Annotated in this window: 19 protein-coding genes and 1 riboswitch; of the genes, 7 read left to right on the top strand and 12 right to left on the bottom strand. The window is 63.2% G+C overall.

Annotation, left to right across the window (positions count from 1 at the left end):
- Positions 1–39: 39 nt before the first annotated feature.
- A complete protein-coding gene (locus NFJ07_RS14230; protein WP_269995269.1) occupies positions 40–540 on the bottom strand; it encodes a GNAT family N-acetyltransferase in 501 nt (166 codons plus the stop codon).
- Between the two features lie 298 nt (positions 541–838).
- Between NFJ07_RS14230 and NFJ07_RS14225 the strand changes: the two genes are divergently transcribed.
- Both NFJ07_RS14225 and NFJ07_RS14220 read left to right on the top strand, forming a co-directional pair.
- Entirely contained in the window at positions 839–2,362 is a 1,524-nt protein-coding gene (locus tag NFJ07_RS14225) for a UDP-N-acetylglucosamine 1-carboxyvinyltransferase (protein WP_234750984.1), read from the top strand.
- Positions 2,363–2,483: 121 nt separating this feature from the next.
- On the top strand, positions 2,484–3,752 hold the full coding sequence (locus tag NFJ07_RS14220; RefSeq protein WP_269995266.1) for a glutamate--cysteine ligase 2: 1,269 nt from the start codon (positions 2,484–2,486) through the stop codon (positions 3,750–3,752).
- 12 nt (positions 3,753–3,764) lie between these two features.
- On the opposite strand, the gene NFJ07_RS14215 is transcribed toward NFJ07_RS14220, so the two are convergent.
- From NFJ07_RS14215 to NFJ07_RS14200, 4 genes are all read right to left on the bottom strand, one after another.
- A complete protein-coding gene (locus NFJ07_RS14215) occupies positions 3,765–4,973 on the bottom strand; it encodes an O-succinylhomoserine sulfhydrylase (RefSeq protein ID WP_269995265.1) in 1,209 nt (402 codons plus the stop codon).
- Positions 4,974–5,384, bottom strand: a complete 411-nt coding sequence (locus NFJ07_RS14210) for a rhodanese-like domain-containing protein (RefSeq protein ID WP_269995263.1) — start codon at positions 5,382–5,384, stop codon at positions 4,974–4,976.
- Positions 5,381–5,638, bottom strand: coding sequence for a DUF1737 domain-containing protein (locus tag NFJ07_RS14205; RefSeq protein WP_269995262.1), 258 nt, complete (start codon positions 5,636–5,638; stop codon positions 5,381–5,383). Before NFJ07_RS14205 ends, NFJ07_RS14210 begins: the two co-directional genes overlap by 4 nt.
- Before the next feature lie 10 nt (positions 5,639–5,648).
- Positions 5,649–5,761, bottom strand: a riboswitch (SAM riboswitch).
- Between the two features lie 92 nt (positions 5,762–5,853).
- Positions 5,854–6,213 carry a hypothetical protein gene (locus tag NFJ07_RS14200; RefSeq protein WP_269995260.1) on the bottom strand — a complete coding sequence of 120 codons (360 nt, stop codon included), beginning with the start codon at positions 6,211–6,213 and terminating at the stop codon, positions 5,854–5,856.
- A gap of 55 nt (positions 6,214–6,268) precedes the next feature.
- Here NFJ07_RS14200 and NFJ07_RS14195 point away from each other — a divergent pair, with 55 nt between their 5' ends.
- Together NFJ07_RS14195 and NFJ07_RS14190 are read left to right on the top strand one after the other, a co-directional pair.
- Positions 6,269–6,700 carry an Lrp/AsnC family transcriptional regulator gene (locus tag NFJ07_RS14195; protein WP_059389854.1) on the top strand — a complete coding sequence of 144 codons (432 nt, stop codon included), beginning with the start codon at positions 6,269–6,271 and terminating at the stop codon, positions 6,698–6,700.
- A gap of 159 nt (positions 6,701–6,859) precedes the next feature.
- The gene (locus tag NFJ07_RS14190; RefSeq protein ID WP_269995257.1) at positions 6,860–7,891 is read left to right on the top strand and encodes an ornithine cyclodeaminase; all 1,032 of its coding nucleotides are present in this window, start codon (positions 6,860–6,862) and stop codon (positions 7,889–7,891) included.
- 143 nt (positions 7,892–8,034) lie between these two features.
- Here NFJ07_RS14190 and NFJ07_RS14185 read toward each other — a convergent pair whose 3' ends face one another.
- Genes NFJ07_RS14185 through NFJ07_RS14175 form a run of 3 tightly spaced genes read right to left on the bottom strand, consistent with a single transcriptional unit; the run spans position 8,035 to position 10,720 of the window.
- The gene (locus NFJ07_RS14185; protein WP_269995255.1) at positions 8,035–8,577 is read right to left on the bottom strand and encodes a cupin domain-containing protein; all 543 of its coding nucleotides are present in this window, start codon (positions 8,575–8,577) and stop codon (positions 8,035–8,037) included.
- A complete protein-coding gene (locus NFJ07_RS14180; RefSeq protein WP_269995253.1) occupies positions 8,574–8,975 on the bottom strand; it encodes a PAS domain-containing protein in 402 nt (133 codons plus the stop codon). Before NFJ07_RS14180 ends, NFJ07_RS14185 begins: the two co-directional genes overlap by 4 nt.
- Entirely contained in the window at positions 8,972–10,720 is a 1,749-nt protein-coding gene (locus tag NFJ07_RS14175; RefSeq protein WP_269995251.1) for a GMC oxidoreductase, read from the bottom strand. Before NFJ07_RS14175 ends, NFJ07_RS14180 begins: the two co-directional genes overlap by 4 nt.
- A gap of 177 nt (positions 10,721–10,897) precedes the next feature.
- On the opposite strand from NFJ07_RS14175, the gene NFJ07_RS14170 reads away from it, so the two are divergent.
- Complete coding sequence (locus NFJ07_RS14170; RefSeq protein WP_269995250.1) at positions 10,898–11,458, top strand: hypothetical protein; 561 nt, start codon at positions 10,898–10,900, stop codon at positions 11,456–11,458.
- A 24-nt stretch (positions 11,459–11,482) separates the two neighbouring features.
- Here NFJ07_RS14170 and NFJ07_RS14165 read toward each other — a convergent pair whose 3' ends face one another.
- Together NFJ07_RS14165 and NFJ07_RS14160 are read right to left on the bottom strand one after the other, a co-directional pair.
- Complete coding sequence (locus NFJ07_RS14165; RefSeq protein WP_269995249.1) at positions 11,483–12,079, bottom strand: hypothetical protein; 597 nt, start codon at positions 12,077–12,079, stop codon at positions 11,483–11,485.
- A 111-nt stretch (positions 12,080–12,190) separates the two neighbouring features.
- Positions 12,191–13,387 carry an SLC13 family permease gene (locus NFJ07_RS14160; protein ID WP_269995247.1) on the bottom strand — a complete coding sequence of 399 codons (1,197 nt, stop codon included), beginning with the start codon at positions 13,385–13,387 and terminating at the stop codon, positions 12,191–12,193.
- A gap of 123 nt (positions 13,388–13,510) precedes the next feature.
- On the opposite strand from NFJ07_RS14160, the gene NFJ07_RS14155 reads away from it, so the two are divergent.
- Entirely contained in the window at positions 13,511–14,020 is a 510-nt protein-coding gene (locus NFJ07_RS14155; RefSeq protein WP_269995246.1) for a DinB family protein, read from the top strand.
- An 86-nt stretch (positions 14,021–14,106) separates the two neighbouring features.
- On the opposite strand, the gene NFJ07_RS14150 is transcribed toward NFJ07_RS14155, so the two are convergent.
- Positions 14,107–15,048 carry an aminodeoxychorismate lyase gene (locus NFJ07_RS14150; RefSeq protein ID WP_269995245.1) on the bottom strand — a complete coding sequence of 314 codons (942 nt, stop codon included), beginning with the start codon at positions 15,046–15,048 and terminating at the stop codon, positions 14,107–14,109.
- Between the two features lie 109 nt (positions 15,049–15,157).
- On the opposite strand from NFJ07_RS14150, the gene cls reads away from it, so the two are divergent.
- Positions 15,158–16,630 (top strand): cardiolipin synthase, encoded by a 1,473-nt coding sequence (gene cls, locus NFJ07_RS14145; RefSeq protein ID WP_269995244.1) that lies wholly within the window; start codon positions 15,158–15,160, stop codon positions 16,628–16,630.
- Between the two features lie 3 nt (positions 16,631–16,633).
- Here the strand turns inward: cls and NFJ07_RS14140 are convergent, their stop codons facing one another.
- On the bottom strand, positions 16,634–17,083 hold the full coding sequence (locus NFJ07_RS14140) for a MarR family winged helix-turn-helix transcriptional regulator (protein WP_269995243.1): 450 nt from the start codon (positions 17,081–17,083) through the stop codon (positions 16,634–16,636).
- Positions 17,084–17,154: the final 71 nt, after the last annotated feature.

Raw genomic sequence — 17,154 nt, 5'->3', positions numbered from 1 at the left:
GTTGTCGTTTTGAGGCCTCATAACGACAACAACTGTCAGTCACTTGGGTGTTGTCGGGCGGGCCGCCCGCATCAGGATGCCTGCACCGCCGTCGAACGTTGTGGTGTGGAATCTCGACGCCCTGGCGACTTCCACGAACCCCCACCGACGATGCAGTTCGATTGACGCGAGGTTGGACGCGTTGACGATGTACCAGGCTTCCGACGCGCGGCGCCATATCCAATCCAGCCGGGCTTGGGTGAGGGCAGTCCCGATGCCGCTGCGTCGACAATCCAGCCGCACGGTGACGCCGCCCAGGTAGTGCCCCTTTAGGGCGGCACCGTCGTCATGGCCCCAGAAATGGGTCTTCCCCCAGCCAAGAAAGCCCCCGACGTCGGATGTTCCGCGGGTGCAAGCGACCAGCACGAGGCGGGCGTCGTCGTCGATGGCTGCCGCCAGCCTTGCGGGGTCCGGAAGGAAACGGCCCGCTTGGGCCTCGACGTCGAGGATGTGGGCGATGTCGCTGCCTTTGGCCGGGCGGACTTCAGCCTTGAGTCCCATGCTCACGAAACTCGAGGCGGGGTCTGACGCATCACTGGGGCGCTCATTCGAGAGAGCCTCTCGCAGCGGGTGTGAGCCTGTCAATCCCTGGCGTGGCCGTTGCCCTGAAACCTGGGCCGGGAATTTTGTTGACCCCGCGGTTCGTTGTACCCCACGAGTGGCTGGCTTCCGGTAGCCGCGCGAGAGTTGCGAAGGCTTCGGAACGCGCATATCGCACCAGACGACTATTATTCGGCAGAATTGGCGTGTTGCGTCACAAAACCTCCGGTCCGTAGACCATCTGTGATATTTATTGGTCATGACGCAACCGACTGCCGAACATGTAGGTCTCCTCCTTCGCGACGCCCGCGGCGAAAAGGGTTGGACGCAGGGACAGCTCGCTTCGGAACTGGGCACCAGCCAAAGCGCCATTGCCCGGATGGAACAGGGCAAGCAGAACCTCAGCCTCCGCATGATCGAGCGGCTTGAGTCGATCTTCGGGCGCACCATCGTCAAAGTCGGCAAACGGCAGATGACCCACCTGCGAGTTGAGGGCGGACGCACGCTCTCCGGCTCGGTGGACGTCAACAGCAGCAAGAATGCCGGCGTCGCACTGCTTTGCGCGAGCCTCATCAACCGCGGCACCACCACCTTGCGCCGGCTTGCCCGGATCGAAGAAGTCAACCGGATCGTCGAGGTTTTGACCTCCATCGGTGTCGAATGCACCTGGCTGAACGGCAACGATCTGCGCATCCGCCGCCCGGAGACCCTGGACCTCGCCTCCATGGACGTGGAGGCCGCACGCCGCACCCGAAGCGTCATCATGCTGCTGGGTCCGCTCCTCGATGAGGCGGCCTCGTATCAATTGCCCTACGCCGGCGGTTGTGATCTCGGGACTCGAACGGTGGAACCGCACATGCAGGCGCTGCGGCAGTTCGGGCTCTCCGTGGAGGCCAAGTCCGGCTTCTATTCCGTGCAGGCCCCACCGGCCGACGGCGACCACCGCACCTTCGTCCTCACGGAGCGCGGCGACACCGTAACCGAGAACGCCATCATGGCCGCCGCGCACCGCAGCGGCACCACCGTGATCCGCAATGCCAGCCCCAATTACATGGTGCAGGACCTCTGTTTCTACCTGCAGGGGCTCGGCGTGGTGATCGACGGCATCGGGACAACCACCCTGAAGATCACGGGCCGCCCGGCGATCGACGTCGACATTGAGTACTTCCCATCCGAAGACCCGATCGAGGCCATGAGCCTGATCACCGCAGGCATCGTGACCAACTCGGAAGTCACCATCTGCCGGGTCCCCATCGAGTTCATGGAGATTGAACTGGCCACGCTTGAGCAGATGGGCCAGCAGCTCGACATCTCCGGGGAGTACTTTGCACGCAACGGACGGACACGCCTGGTGGATGTCACCACCAAGCCATCACGATTGCGCGCGCCGGAGGACAAGATCCACCCGATGCCGTTCCCCGGGCTGAACATCGACAACTTGCCGTTCTTCGCGGTCATCGCCGGCAATGCCGAGGGCCAAACCATGATCCACGACTGGGTCTACGAGAACCGGGCGATCTACTTGACCGAGCTCAACAAGCTCGGTGCCCAGGTCCAACTTCTCGATCCGCACCGCATCTACGTCAATGGCCCCACCAAATGGCGTGGCGCGGAAGTCGGATGCCCCCCGGCCCTCCGTCCCGCAGCTTGCCTGCTGTTGGCCATGCTTGCAGCCCGCGGCACGTCCGAGTTGCGGAACATCTACGTGATTGAGCGCGGATACGAGGACCTGGCGGAGCGACTCAACACCATCGGCGCCAAGATCGAGTACTTCCAGGACTGACCAACGCAACATTCTGCTGGATCATCGCTGGGGTCGCCAGCACTGTCGGGAGCATGCAAGATCCCGCCCGGCCCCGGACCCGCCCTGTCTCCGCAGGGCTGCCATGGCGCACAATTGATCCGTGCGCACTTTTGGTGTGGAAGAGGAATTGCTGATCGTCGATCCCGTGACCGGCGAGCCGCTCGCCCTTGCCGACGCGCTCCTCTCGGGCCCGGCTCACGATGGCCCCACCCACGAAGGCCCGGTCCACGATGCCCAGGACGGCCCCGAAATCGGAGCTACATTTGAGGAGATCGACGGCCCCGATACCGGCCTAAGCCACGAGCTCAAGCTTGAGCAGATCGAAACCCAGACCCGGCCATGCCGAAGCTACGCGGAGCTCTTGCACCAGATCCGCAGGGGGCGGGGCCTCGCGAGCCACGCCGCACGGCGCCACGGCGCAAGGATCGCAGCGTTGGCCACATCACCCGTGGACGCCGCGTTGCACACCACTCCGGATCCCCGGTACGCCATCATGCTCGAACGCTTCGGCATCACCGCTCACGAACAGCTCACTTGCGGATTCCACGTACACACCTCGATTGAGTCTCCTGAGGAAGGCGTGATGGTCCTCGACCGCATCCGGGACAAGCTCGCCGTCTTCACCGCAATCAGCGCCAATTCACCCTATTGGCGGGGCCTGGTTACGGGTTTTGAGAGCTACCGGACGCAGGCGTGGAACCGCTGGCCTTCGTCGGGACCGTCAGCCATCTTCGGTTCCTTGGCTTCGTACCGGCGGGTTGTTAGGAGGCTCATCGAAACGGGAGTGTTGCTGGACGAGGGGATGGTTTACTTCGACGCCAGGCTGTCCCGGCACGTTCCCACGGTGGAGGTCCGGGTAGCCGATGTCTGCCTCCGGGCCGAAGATGCGGCGCTCATTGCTGTGCTCGTCAGGGCCTTGGTTGAGACCTCTGTTCGTGAATACCATGCCGGAATAGAACCGGCGGCCGTGCCCACGGCGCTTTTGCGGATGGCGTCCTGGCAGGCAAGCAACTTTGGACTCCGCACCGAACTGCTGGACTTTGGAACCTTTCGCCCGGAGCCCGCCGCGGACGTCGTCTGGTCGTTGGTGGAGTATCTGGAACCTGTGCTCGCCGAGCAGGGTGAATTCGACTTGGTTCAAACCGGCGTGGCTGCCATCCTGAGCCGTGGCAACGGCGCTATCGAACAGCGTGGTGTTGCCGAGCGGTGGAGCGAGAGCAACGGAAGCGCGCCCGACGCCGCCGGGCTGGCCGCCGTCGTCGAGCACGCCGTTCAGATCACAATGCGCTCAGAGAGGGACGAGAGCGACACCAAGCCGCAGCCCGTCCTCACCTGGGTGCGCCAGGACTGGCGCGAAGCGCCGGGCTAACCCGACGCAAAGCTAGACCTGCTTGAGGGCCCGCTCCAGGTCCCGGATGAGGTCGTCCACATCCTCCAGCCCCACCGAAAGCCGCACGACGCCGTCGCTCAGGCCGATGGCCGCGCGGCCTTCCGGACCCATGGCGCGGTGCGTGGTGGTGGCGGGATGGGTGATGAGGGACTTGGAGTCGCCCAGGTTGTTCGAGATGTCGATGACGGCGAGCCCGTCCAGCAGCGCGAAGGCGGCCTCTTTCGCCGAACGCCCCGCAGAGGGGAGAAGCTCGAAGGTGAGCACGGTTCCGCCGGCCTTCATTTGCTTCGCGGCGAGCTCGTACTGCGGGTGCGACTTCAGCAGCGGGTACTTGACCCAGCTAATCGCCGGCTGTTCCTCAAGCCATTCAGCGATCCGCAACGCAGACGCCGAGGAGTGATTGACGCGCAGCGCCATCGTCTCCAGGCCTTTGGTCAGGACCCAGGCGTTGAACGCGGAAAGCGACGGCCCGGTGTGCCGCATGAGCTGCTTGACGGGACCGTCGATGAACTCCTTGGTGCCCAGGATCGCTCCGCCCAGGACCCGGCCTTGGCCATCGATGTGCTTGGTGCCCGAGTAGACAATCACGTCTGCGCCGAGATCGCCGCAGCGCTGCAGCAGGGGAGTGGCGAAGACGTTGTCGACGACGACGGTGGCTCCCGCCGCGTGGGCCAGCTCGCTCACGGCGGCGATGTCCACGATTTCCTGCATGGGGTTCGACGGCGACTCGAAGAACACTGCCGTTGTCGGCTCGGACAGGGCGGCACGCCACTGGTCCAGGTCCGGCCCGTCGACGAAGACGGTCTCGACACCCCAGCGCGGCAGGATCTCGTTCAGGATGACGAAACAGGAACCGAAGAGCGAGCGGGCGGCAACCACGCGGTCACCGGCAGCCAGCAACGCACCGAGGGCGGTGAAGACAGCGGACATGCCCGACGCCGTCGCGAAGCACGCTTCGGTGCCTTCGAGCAGGCGGAGGCGCTCCTGGAAGGTGGCTACGGAGGGGTTGCCGTAACGGGAGTAGACGAAGCGTTCGTCTTCGCCGGTAAATGCGCGCTCTGCGGCTGCGGCGGACTCGTAGACGAAGCCGGAATTCAGGAAGACGGCCTCGGACGTTTCTTGGAAGTTGGTGCGGTCAAGACCGCCGCGGACTGCCTGGGTGTCAGGGCTCCAGCCGGCGGCGTCAGGATTGAAAGTCACTTAGATGTTCCCCAGGTTCGTCGGAAGTCCACGGTTTTTCCAGCCGTTCACGGTTCGCTCGCCGTAGCGGTCCGGTTCGCCCTCGAAGCCCTCCAGGACGTTGAAGGCGGTGTAGCCGGCCTGGGTTGCGGCGATCGCGGCGGCGATGGAACGCTGGCCGGAGCGGCAGAGGAAGACCAGCTCGGTCCCATCCGCCTCCGGAGCCTGTTGCGTTAGCTCTTCCATGAAACGGGCATTGGGGATACCGCCGGCAAGGTTCCACTGGATGAACAGGGGATCGTTTTCGGTGGCTTTGGTGTCCGGGATCCCGATGTGTGCCCACTCGCCTTCGGTGCGGACGTCCACCAGGATGGCGCCTTGTTCCAGCTTGGCCCAAGCGTCGTGCGGGCTGAGGTCGCCTGCATAGCTCATGCGTGGCCCTCGCCGTCGAACTCTTCATCAAGCTGGTCTACCGCATTGGCGACTGCGGCATCCGCGCTCGCGATCGCCGCGGGAAGGACGACGGCCTGCGCCACAATCACGTCCGTGCCGTTGAATGTCGCGGCCGGGCTGCCGTGCAACACGTATCCCTCCGCGAGGGCGGTGGAGATCCGCTCGCAGAATTCCTTGGTGTCAGGGCCCGTGACGAGACGGTAGGAGAGTTTTTCTTCGGTGGGTTCAGGCATTGGTGCTCCTCAGTCACGCTTGCAGTTCGAAAGTGTCGATACGCCGAGTAGTCACCTGAGGCACCCCGCCGGAGAGAGGGTTGCCGACCAGCAAGTCAGGGCTTCGCGCTGGTGCTCATTACTCAAGAAGAAAATAACATCCACAACGGCGGCCTGCATCACCGGGCGTCGTCATGTTCCGTAACCGGACGGCAGCCGCACTGACGAGGTGGGCCCTAGGCCTCGGTTTCATTAGGCAGCGGTTCCAGGCTTGCCTGGATCCTGGGTGGAAGGGCGTCAAGGCGTGACGCTACTCCTGTGGGGGAGTGGTGAAAAGTGGAGCCTTGATGCTTCCGGATCTCCAGCAACTCGTGCACGGATATCCCGGTGGCCGTGGCGAGTGCATGCAGCGAGAGGCTGTTGTGATGAGCCAAGGCAAAAACCACACCTGACAGGGCTTCGAAACCTTCTGTCTCGTAGATTTCCCTTACCAGGTTGGACATGCCATTCGCATCATCGATTGATCCCGCTGACGCACCAGTCGCCATGGCCGTCAGCGACCATGCAGCAGAGTCGGGGCTGATGTAGATGCTCATGTCGATACCCTACGGACTCAGGCCCGCTTGGGGAATGGGCGATACGTTTATCTTTATGGCAGCACTCACCGACCTTGACCGCCAGCTCCTCTCTGCCCTGAGGGAGGACGGCAGGGCGTCCGTGGCCAGCCTTGCGCGCAAGCTGGGCGTCGCCAGGGCCACTGTGAATAGCCGGCTCGAGCGTCTTGTCTCCTCCGGAACCATCGTTGGTTTCACCGCGAGGGTGCGCGACGAGGTCGATCCACTTGCGATTCGGGCTATTGCGCTCATCGCCGTGGAGGGAAGGTCGGCCGACAAGGTCATTCGCCAGCTCAGGGGACTTCCCGAGATTTGGGCACTACACACCACGAATGGCGGATGGGACCTCGTGGCCGAGCTGCGCACGGAAAGCCTCAGCGACTTTGACCAGGTGCTGGGCAGGATTCGTGGCATCGAGGGGATCGTCAATAGCGAGACGAGCCTGTTGCTCAGCTCCGTCCTGCGGTAGTCGCTGGCATGACGCTCGCGGGTCTGTGAGCATTATGTAAAAGTTGGATCGTCATTTTGTACAGGTCTTCAATGAAAAGTACGTACTTTGACAATTGTGGATGCATATCGCCGCTCCGTAGCCTCGTAGCAACAATGCTTATGAGGGAAAGGAGCGCACATGACGCGCTTTGTCGATGTCCGCAATATGGTTCGCTGGACGGCCGGGCGAGGCCCGGAGACCATCATCTCGGAGATGATTCAGTACTTGGAAGACGACTTCAAGCGGTGGGAATCCTTTGACAAGACTCCGCGGGTGGCGAGTCACACGCCATTTGGTGTCATCGAGCTGATGCCCACCAGCGACCACGAAACATACGGCTTCAAGTATGTAAATGGACACCCTTCGAATCCAGCGCGTGGCTTCCAGACTGTGACAGCTTTCGGCGTCCTGTCCGACGTCCATAACGGTTACCCGACGTTCCTTGCAGAGATGACGGTGCTGACAGCGCTGCGAACGGCGGCCACGTCAGGGATGGTCGCGAAGAAACTCGCGCGCCCCGATGCCAAGATCATGGCGATGATCGGAACCGGAACCCAATCGGAGTTTCAGGCTTTGGCTTTCCGAGCTGCCTTGGGTATCAACACTGTCAGGATCTGGGACACGGATCCGGCTGCGTTGGAGAAGTTCGTCCGGAACATGGCTCCCCTCGGCTTCGGCATCACCGTCGCGGACTCGGCGGCCCACGCGGTGGAGGGCGCCGACGTCATCACCACCTGCACTGCGGACAAGGCCAACGCCACCATCCTGACGGCAGACCAGGTTTCGCCCGGTGTTCACATCAATGCGATCGGCGGGGACTGCCCGGGGAAGACCGAACTCGACGCTGCCATCCTGGGCCTCGGCGACGTCTTTGTGGAATACGATCCCCAGACGCGGATTGAAGGCGAGATCCAGCAAATGTCCGCCGATTTTTCCGTCACCGAATTCTGGCAGGTCTTGGGCGGGCACGCGCCGGGCCGGACCTCCAACGAGCAGATCACGATATTTGATTCCGTAGGCTTCGCGATCGAGGACTTTTCCGCCTTGCGGTATCTCCGCGATGCCGTTGATGGTTCAGAATTCTTCGAGGAGATCGACCTCGTCGCGAACCCCGATGACCCCAAGGACCTCTTCGGCCTGGTGGCGGCACTTTCTCCGATCGGATCCTGAAAAGCCCCAACTGACTCGCAGTACGTGTCGTTTTGAAGGCCCAAAACGACCACAACTGCTAGTTAGTTGGGCAAGAAGCCTGGTGCGCCGGCCCCAGAACCGGCGCACCAGACGTTTAAGCCGGCCTACCCGACCAACCCCGGCTACCCCGCCGCCAGGCGCAGGATCAGCGCTGCATGCTCCGGGAACCTCGAAACGAGCGCCTCGATGTCCTCCCTAGTGGGCTTCTCGGAATCCGATCTCTCGTACCCCGGCGAGAGGCTGCAGCTGACCAAGGCGAATCCTGGACCGGCCAACTCCGCCCCGAACCACGTGGAGTGCGGGGCAACTCCCTGCAAGGTTTCGCCTGCCTCCGGGTCCGGCCCGAACACGGCTTCGGAATAGCCGGCCACGGAATAGCCAGGGTCCGAAGGGTCCGGATCCTGCGAGAAGACATGCAGACTGATTGGTGTCCCCACGTGGAAGAACCACAATTCGTCCTGCTTCAGGGCGTGCAACTGGAGAACCTCCCCGGCCTGCAGCAGGTACCAGTTGGAGCTGTAGAGCGGATGGTCGACGCCGAAGCGGGGAGGCAACGCCGAACCGGCTATGTCCTCGTTGCTCACGAGCGCGGGCGCGAACCAGCCGCCCACGCTAGCGGGGGACATGTCCAGCCGTTTGATCCAGTCCTCGGCGGATCCGGTCATGTGACCGGATCCTTCAGTGAGAAGCAGACCGTGATGCCGATGATGTCCTTGCTGCCCAGGGCACGCAACAACCCTTTTTGGGTCACGATGTCCACGTTCACCATGCCGCCCTCCTTGCTGGGGACGGCGATGGTTTCGTGGAAGTTGAGCAGGGGTTTTCCGCTCGCCATCACTTCCTTGTCGTGCGCAACGTGTTCCGCGCGGGAGTCCTGGTGTCCGATCAGTTCCGACTTGCTCATGCCCACCAGGTCCGCGAAGTTCTGGTTGACCCACAGAAAGACCGAATTCGCGTCCTTCACCACCCAATACACGCCGTCCTGCCGATCCAGCACATCGGCGACGCCCATAGGCGGAACCGTGGGAAGGAGCGCCGGGTCCAGCGCCGGGGCGACGGTCACGGCGCCGCCGCCGCTCCGCCGTCGGCCTCTAGTCTTTCGGCGAGGTCCTGCGCCAGGGCCACCATTGTCATGGTCGGGTTCCAGGAACCGCCGGTGGGCCAGAGGCTGCCCCCCGTGACGAAGACGTTCTGCACGCCGTTGAGGCGATAGTCGGTCCCGACGACGGCGTCCTCCTCTTCGCCGATTGGCAGGCTCGAGCTTTCGTGGACCAAGCCCGGTACACGGCGCTCCGGAATGGCGGGACGCTCGGCACCCCAGGCTCCGGCGTCGGGATCTCCGTGCCAGTATTCGACGCGCTCCGCGCCGGCGGGGGACAAGACCCGCTCCAGCATCTGGAAGGTTCCCTCGTCCATGGTGTCCCAGGTGTCGTCGTCGGTGGCGTTGGCCAACACCTGCAAGGTGACGTTGCAGGTAGGGTCCGCCCCGCCTGAAAGCCGCAAGTGGTTCTCCGGGTTGCTTTCGTCCAGCTCGCCTAGGACGGCACAAACGAACACCAAGTAGTCCTCCGATGACCGCAGTTGCGCCAGCGAGGCCGTGGCGACGACGTCGGGGGCGTATCTTTCGGACTTCTGGGCGTTCTTGTCCGGGCAACGGTCCGAGAGGACCGAAAGCTGCACGTGGTACTGCATACCGGCGGGGCTCTTACCCGCCAAATAGATGGCCGCCAACTCCAGCTCGCCGAGTTGCTCGCTGAAATCAAAATCCTTCCGAGGTACCCGGGCCACCACCGAGGTGATGAAGTGGGCGCTGAAATGCCCGCCGGCGCCCTGGACCTGCGGGAAGGAATTGAGGACCAGGGTTGCCGGCGGAAGCGTGCCCATGGCCAGGACCAGGTTGGCGTTGCCGACGTTCACCACGCCGCGGTTGGTGTTCAACGCAGTGGCCCGTCCGTCCTGCTGGAGCACGCTCAACACGGTGCAGTCCGTGACCATGCGGAGAGCGGCGCCCTTGCCTTGGGCCTCAAGTGCCGCCTGCTTGTCCGTCAGTTCAAGGAAGACCGCCGGCGTCGAGAACTTCGCGAAGTCCACGCCCGACGTCGCGCCGGTGGCGGCGGCGAGTGGGGCCGGCATGCTGCGGGTGGCGGAATCGATCTTGTGCAGGCCCGCCTCAAGCCGTTCCTGGAGGGCTTTCTGCATGATTCCGTAGACGGGCCGGGTGTCGTTGATGAGGTCGACGACGGCGGCCGACCGTCCGGCGTCGATCCGGTCCGCCGAAACTACGTTCAGCAGGTCTTCCGCCGAAGTGAAGTGCGCCTTGGCGGCGTCCATCACTGCCCGCGGCCAGCCTCGCATTTCATCTTCCTCGGGGCGGGGGCACCACGCGCTCCACATGATGCTGCGTCCGCCGTAGAAAGGGACCATGCCGTGCTGCCAGGAAATCCTGCCCGGCGGCTGGGTGGCCGTGGCAGCTGCCAAGGTCCAGGGGAAGGTCTCAGAGAGGCCTCCCAGTGTCTCCTTGTAGGGCAGCGGCAGGTTTTGGAAGTGCTGTGGCAAGAAAAACGGACCCCGTTCAATGATCAGGATCCGTGCGTGCGGGTTGACTCTTAGTGTCCGCTCAGCAAAGGCGTAGGCGCAGAACCCGCTGCCGATGACGATGTGGTCGAATTGTTCTTCTTCGCGGACTTTCTTCCATTCCCCCTCGGAGAGGAAGAAAACATGATCCATGACCTTCTGGGGCGAGGGATCCTGGGGTCCGGGCGTGGGAAAACCGTGATTGAAATTCTGGGACGAAGAAACTGCACTCATAATGATGCCCTCCATCAACTTTGCTGATTCCACGGCACCGTGAAACCAGGTGCCCGCTGGGCCTAGAGGTAGATCACTCTTCCCCAGCAGAGTTCACGGGACTAGTTAACTACTGCCGCCATGGCGGCACAATAGAGTTTGGCAAGCTAAATTACCCGGCCCGCTACACTCGGACTCATGGTGGGCCATGGGGGAACCAAAACCGTTGGGATATTACTGACAGGGCTGCTGCTCGCGGCGGGAATGTCGGGTTGTGAATATACCGACGCCGGCGATCCGCAACCAGCTGCCGGGCCCACCCGGAGTTCCCCGCCGAGGGCCCCTCTGCCCACCAAGGATCAGGCAACGCTGGCGCTCGAAGCCCACAACCTCGTTGTGGCCAAGCAACTTCTCGGGGCAGCCTCCGGAGCGGTGATCCTGGAGGATTCCGGCACGGTGGACGGCGCCGTCAGTGGGGTCGGAAAGAGCGCGAGAGTGGAGGACTCGGGCTCATATACCGTGACGGCAGCCTGTGTTGGCGCCTCGGATGTCCACCTTGTCATTGCCCAAGATCCACGGACCGGGCTTGCCCCGCAAGACCAGACGTTCGATTGCTCTACTCCCCATGCCCGTGTTGTTCAGCTGCAACCCGGGCCGGTCAATGTCCAGGTCCTAGTGATGCGGCCTTATTCAGGCGCTTCCGCCGCAGCCTCAACCGGCGGGGGAGTCGCCGCGGTGAGAATGACGGCCGGAGGCTGAAATCCTCCGGCAAGCAGGCCTCGGCTATTGAATGTGTCCCGGTTCCGGCGAGGGCCCGGGTGGCCGATGCGGTGGGGGTGGGCCGGGATGCGGGGGCAGGGGTACATGTTTGTGTAGGTGCGGCGGATGCGGGGGCGGCGGGCCGCCGTGCGGGGGATGCGGATGCGGATGTGGCGGGCCGCCGTGCGGCGGGGGGATCTGCGGGGACTCCTCCGGTACGTTCTCCCCGGGGGCGGTGTCCACAGTCTCGAGCCCCGCATCTTCGGGACTAGTTCCCGTGGCGGCATCATTGGATGCCTCGGTCACGAGCCCGTAATAGCTGTAGAGTTCCTGTTCCTGCGTCTCCGTGATCACGCCGCGGTCGCTCTCGATGCGCGGGCCGTTCTTCACCTTGTCCTTGGCGAAGGCGACCCTGATCACTGATTCCTCAAGGCTGGCTCCGGAAAGCGGGGCGAAGGACTCGGACATGCCGAATAATCCAGTCCGCACGGTGACAAAGACAGGGTCCCCGGAATCACCACTGGTGAAGATCTGCTCCACAGAGCCGATTTTCTCCCCGGCGGCATCCACGACAATCCCTCCGTTGAGGACGATGTTATCGATGTCCTGCAGACTGAGCATGAGGCAAATCCTTCACGTGTGGGGCTCCGGTGGTACCGGCCGAGCTGTTCTATATTCTGTCCCGATTCTTCGCTCCCGGCGATAGGCTCCGGCACCTTCCGAACGCACTCACTACCCGGTGGCTGCGAGTACCGCCACCGCAGCAAACACCGTCAGCGGCGCAACAATCAGTCCGAAGAGTGCGTAGCCCCTCCACGAAATCAGGACGTTCATGCGCACCAGTCGGTCGTGCCAGAGCAATGTGGCCAGGGATGCCCATGGGGTGATGAGGGGACCCGCGTTGACTCCGATCAGCAACGCCGCCATCCGCACGGGCGTCCCCGCCAGCGGTTCCGCTAGCAGGTATGCAGGCAAATTGTTGAGGACATTGGAACCGGCGGCGCCCGTCGCAGCGAGCCGAATGAGATCCGGGAAGCCCTGGCCTTGCCCGGCGAGCTGACCCAGCAACACGGGAGCCCCCAGATGCCGGGCTGCTTCCATCACCAGAAAGAGGCCGGAAGCGAACAGCAGCAGGGACCAAGGAATCAGCGACACCTTAAGAACCCGGGAGCGCCGGAACGCGAACACCACGCCCAGCACTACAGCCCCGGCAAGGGCCGGGATCCATACGGGGACCCCGGATACCAAGGCAGGCAGCAGCAGCGCCAGCACCACGGCGCTGCACCCGAGCAGAACCCGGTCCGCCGCCGCAGGTCTGGATTCGGCTCCGGCTGATTGATCCGGCCTGATCCGCCGAACCGGGATCCGTGAATAACGGTTGCGCAGATCTCGCCGGAAGACGATGGCGATAAAGGCCAGCGGCACCAGAATAGCTACAAGGGAGGGGGCCCACATCAGGCCGGCAAATGCGCCCGGAGTAATACCGCCGAGGCTGTGCTGGGCCAGAAGGTTGGTCAGGTTGGAAATGGGCAGCAGCAGGCTTGCGGTGTTGGCCAGCCACACCGTCGTCAGCGCGAACGGCAGGGCCGGAAGCCCGGCTTGCCGCGTCACGCTGACAACCACCGGGGTCAGGAGCACTGCCGTTGTGTCCAAAGAGAGGAAGACGGTACTTAGGGTCGCGAAGACCGCCAGGAACAGCCACAAGAGAATGCTGTATCCGCGGCCCCAATAACGGAGCCGGCGGGCAGTCCAAAGGAAGACTCCGGCCTCACTGCACAGCTCAGTCACAACCGTCATCGCGACGACGAACAGCAGAATCGGAGCCACCCGATCCACGAGTGCCATCAGATCGGTGAAAGGCAGGGCGCCCGTGGCGATCGCCACGGCACCGGCCGTAAGCAGAACCGCTCCAATGATCGCCAGACGCATGAACGGAGTCTATTCCCCGGCGCACGATCGTCAGGCCAAAGACGGCGCATCCCACGTCAATCACCGGCGGAATTCAGGACAGCCGCTAAGCTCGGATCACGTCGATACTGACTGAATCCCTGCTTGACGGAAAACATAGGTGCAACCGTGACGCTTGCCGAGGACAACCTGAACCAGCCAATTCGGATCCAATTCGAGGCATTCATCGACGAGCACCGGCGTGCGCTCAATGACTGTTTGAACGGGTTGACGGAGGAACAGGCCCGGCGGTCGTTGGTCCCGTCCCGGACCACCTTGCTGGGCCTCGTGAAACACGCGACCTTCGTCGAGAAGGTCTGGTTCGACGAAGCCATCACGTGCCGTTCCCGCGCCGAGATCGGCATCCCTGCGACGCCGGACGAATCGTTTATCCTCGACGACGGCGACACCATCGCTGAAGTCCAGCAAGCACACCGCGAGACATGCGAAGCATCGCGCCAGGCGACATCGTCATTGGGGCTCGACGACATGCTCAACGGCAACCGACGCGGTCCGCTCCCGCTGCGCTGGGTCTACCTCCACATGCTCCGGGAGCTTGCACAACACTGCGGGCACGCAGACATCCTGCGCGAACAGATCACCGCACCCAAGTGACTCGCAATAGTTGTCGTTTAGAGCGCTCTAAACGACATCTACTGCTAGTTAGTTGGGCAGCCAGTAGCAGCTCGCTCGAAGCCCCCCTACTCAATCCCCGCGAACAGCTCGTTGAGCTCGGCCGTCAGCTGTTTGCGCATTGCCGGGGTGCCGATCTCCCTGCCGTCCACATGGTTGACGGGCGCGATGAGCCGGATGCTCGAGATCAACCACACCGCGTCCGCGTCGAACAGGTCTTCCGGGACCAGCGGGCCGTAGCCGAGCTCCCAGCCCGCGGCCTTCGCCTTGGTGAAAAGCGCGTCCTGGGATGTGCCCGGCAGGATGCCGCTGTCCAGTTGCGGAGTGATGAGGCGTTTGACCGTGTGTACCGAGCCGGCGCCGTCGTCGACCGCTTCAACATGCGCAAGCAACACCGTCGACGTCGGGCCCTCCAGGACACGGCCGTCTGTTGAGGTGAAGATGGCGTCGTCCGCACCTTGCTTGTGCGCGTAGCGCAGCGCAGCCATGTTCACGGCGTAGGACAGCGTCTTCGCGCCGAGCAGCAGCCAGGGAGCGCGGTCGCCCGCCTCTGTGTCGAAGCCACGGTCAAGAAGTACGACGTCGATGCCGGTCTCGCGCTGCCGGCGACTGCCCGCGGGGGACGGCGAAGCCTGGATCCAGCAAGTAGGAGTCGAGGCGCCTTCCACTCCGCGCGTCACCAGAAGTTTGACGACTACCTCGTCCTCGGCTGGGCTTGGCGCGGGGAAGGCGTCGCGGAATTCGGTGATCGCGGTGTCGATGGCACGGCGCCAGACGTCCCGCTCGGGAATGTTGAGGTCCAGTGCGCGGGCTGAGCTCTCGAGCCTGTTCAGGTGCGCTTGGACCTTCCGCGCACGGCCCTCGACGGCGAGCAGCGACTCGAAGACGCCATCACCTCGGGTGGCGCCCAGGTCAGTTGCCATGAGCTGCGGTTGGCTGGAATCGGCGATGCGGCCGTTTTCGAACGCTGGATCCAGGAAAACGAGGACCGTCGAGGCAGGTAAAGTCATGCTTCCAGCTTAGTGCGGGCCCACAGAACGAGCAGTTAGGAGCGGTGCGCCAGATAGGCTGGGCTGACTGTTAGTTCTTTGACTAGTTGTTTGACCGTGGGGGTGTGGGGTGCTGTTTCCTTTTCAGTTCGGGCTGGAGTGGACCTGGCTCCTCAGCGCGTGGGCCATCGTTGAGATCATCTTGCGCATCGTGCTGCTCGGGGTCATCCCCGGTAACCGCCGACCCACCACGGCCATGGCCTGGCTCCTGGCCGTCTTCCTCGTTCCGTCCGTCGGGTTCGTCCTGTTCCTGCTGTTCGGCAATTTCCGGCTGTCCCGCCGTCGTCGTGAACAGCAGGAGGAAGTCAACGAACGGGTGCGTGCCGGCACTTCGGCGCTCGCCGACGTCGTCAGCAAATACTCGGGACCCGAATGGGTGACGTCGGCTGGTGAACTGAACCGGCGCCTTGGCTCGCTGCCGATGGTGGACGGCAACTCCGTAGAGCTGATCCCCGGATACGGGGAGTCCATCAAGGCCATGGCGGAAGCGGTCCGGGAGGCCAAGAAGTTCGTCAATGCTGAGTTCTACATCATGAGCAGTGACTCCGTCACGGACGAACTCCTCACCGAGTTGGAAAACGCAGCCGCGCGCGGCGTCAGCGTCCGCCTTCTGTTCGACCACATCGGCACGCTGCGGATCCCCGGCTACCGAAAGCTGGTCCGAAGGCTCAAGCGAGGCCAGATCCAGTGGCGCCGCATGTTGCCGTTGTTGCCCATCCACGGCCAGTGGCGTCGCCCGGATTTGCGGAACCACCGGAAAATCCTGGTAATCGACGGCGAAATTGCCTTCACGGGTTCCCAGAACCTGATCGAGCCCTCCTACAACAACCCCAAACACCGACGCGCCGGGCGTAAATGGGTGGAACTCATGGCGCGGATGGAGGGGCCGATCGTTGCCACCCTCAACGTCGTCTTCGCTACCGACTGGCTCAGCGAAACCGATGAATCCCTCGAGCACCAGCTGCAGGCCTCGGTCCAAGCAACACCAGGCCGAATAACGGCCCAGGTGGTTCCCAGCGGCCCGGGGTTTGTCACGGAAAACAACCTGCGCCTTTTCAACACGCTGATTTACTCGGCCCAGCACCGCATCTCTATCTGCAGCCCGTACTTCGTGCCTGACGATTCGCTGCTGTACGCCATTACGACGGCGGCCCAGCGTGGCGTTGACGTGGAACTTTTCGTCTCCGAGAAGGGCGACCAGTTCCTGGTCCACCATGCCCAGCGCTCTTACTATGAGGCGCTGCTGGAAGCCGGGGTACGGATTTACCTCTACCGCGCGCCGTACGTGCTGCACGCCAAGCACTTCACCATCGACGAGGAAGTGGCGGTCCTCGGCTCCAGCAACATGGACATGCGCTCCTTCTCGCTCAACATGGAGGTGTCCGTGATGCTCCTGGGCGCCGAGGCCGTGGACAGCATGCGCTCCGTGGAGTCGAGCTACCGGGAAATGTGCCGGGAGCTGACCCTGCAGGGCTGGTTGCACCGGCCGATGCTTGCAAAGTACGTGGACAACGTAGCGCGACTGACGGCGACGCTGCAGTAGGGCTCAGTCCTCGGCGCAGGCCTCGTCAGCGGGTTCGCCGTGGATCCTCGACAACAGCCCATGGAGTTGCTGGAGCTCATCGGCGGAGAATCCGGCAAAGGCCTCCTGCTCGACGTCGGCCACGGCAACTTCAATCGATGCCACCGCGCGCTTGCCTTCGGCAGTGATTTCAACGATATGACGACGACGGTCCGCGGGATCGCGGCGTCGTTCGGCCAGCCCTTCGCGTTCAAGGTCGTTCAGGACCGCCACCAGTCCGCTCGCGTCGATCGAGAGGACATCGATCAGACCCTGCTGACTGAGCGGCCCGGACTCGTCAAGCCGGCACAGCAGCACAGCATGCCTTGGGCTGAGCCCGGAGGAGTCCAGCGCTTGGCGGAGGCGCGTATTCATGATGCGCCCGTGGCGCGCCAAGAGAAACCCCAGTTGCTTTCCGGCTGCCGAAGAACTCATCAGGAGAATCTTATCACTAAGGAAATTATTGAACATTTGAAATCGTTGTTCTTCATAAACGATCTGAGCGG

The sequence above is a fragment of the Arthrobacter sp. B2a2-09 genome (assembly GCF_027587375.1).
GTDB lineage: Bacteria > Actinomycetota > Actinomycetes > Actinomycetales > Micrococcaceae > Arthrobacter.
This window is presented reverse-complemented; position numbering and strand designations above follow the sequence as displayed.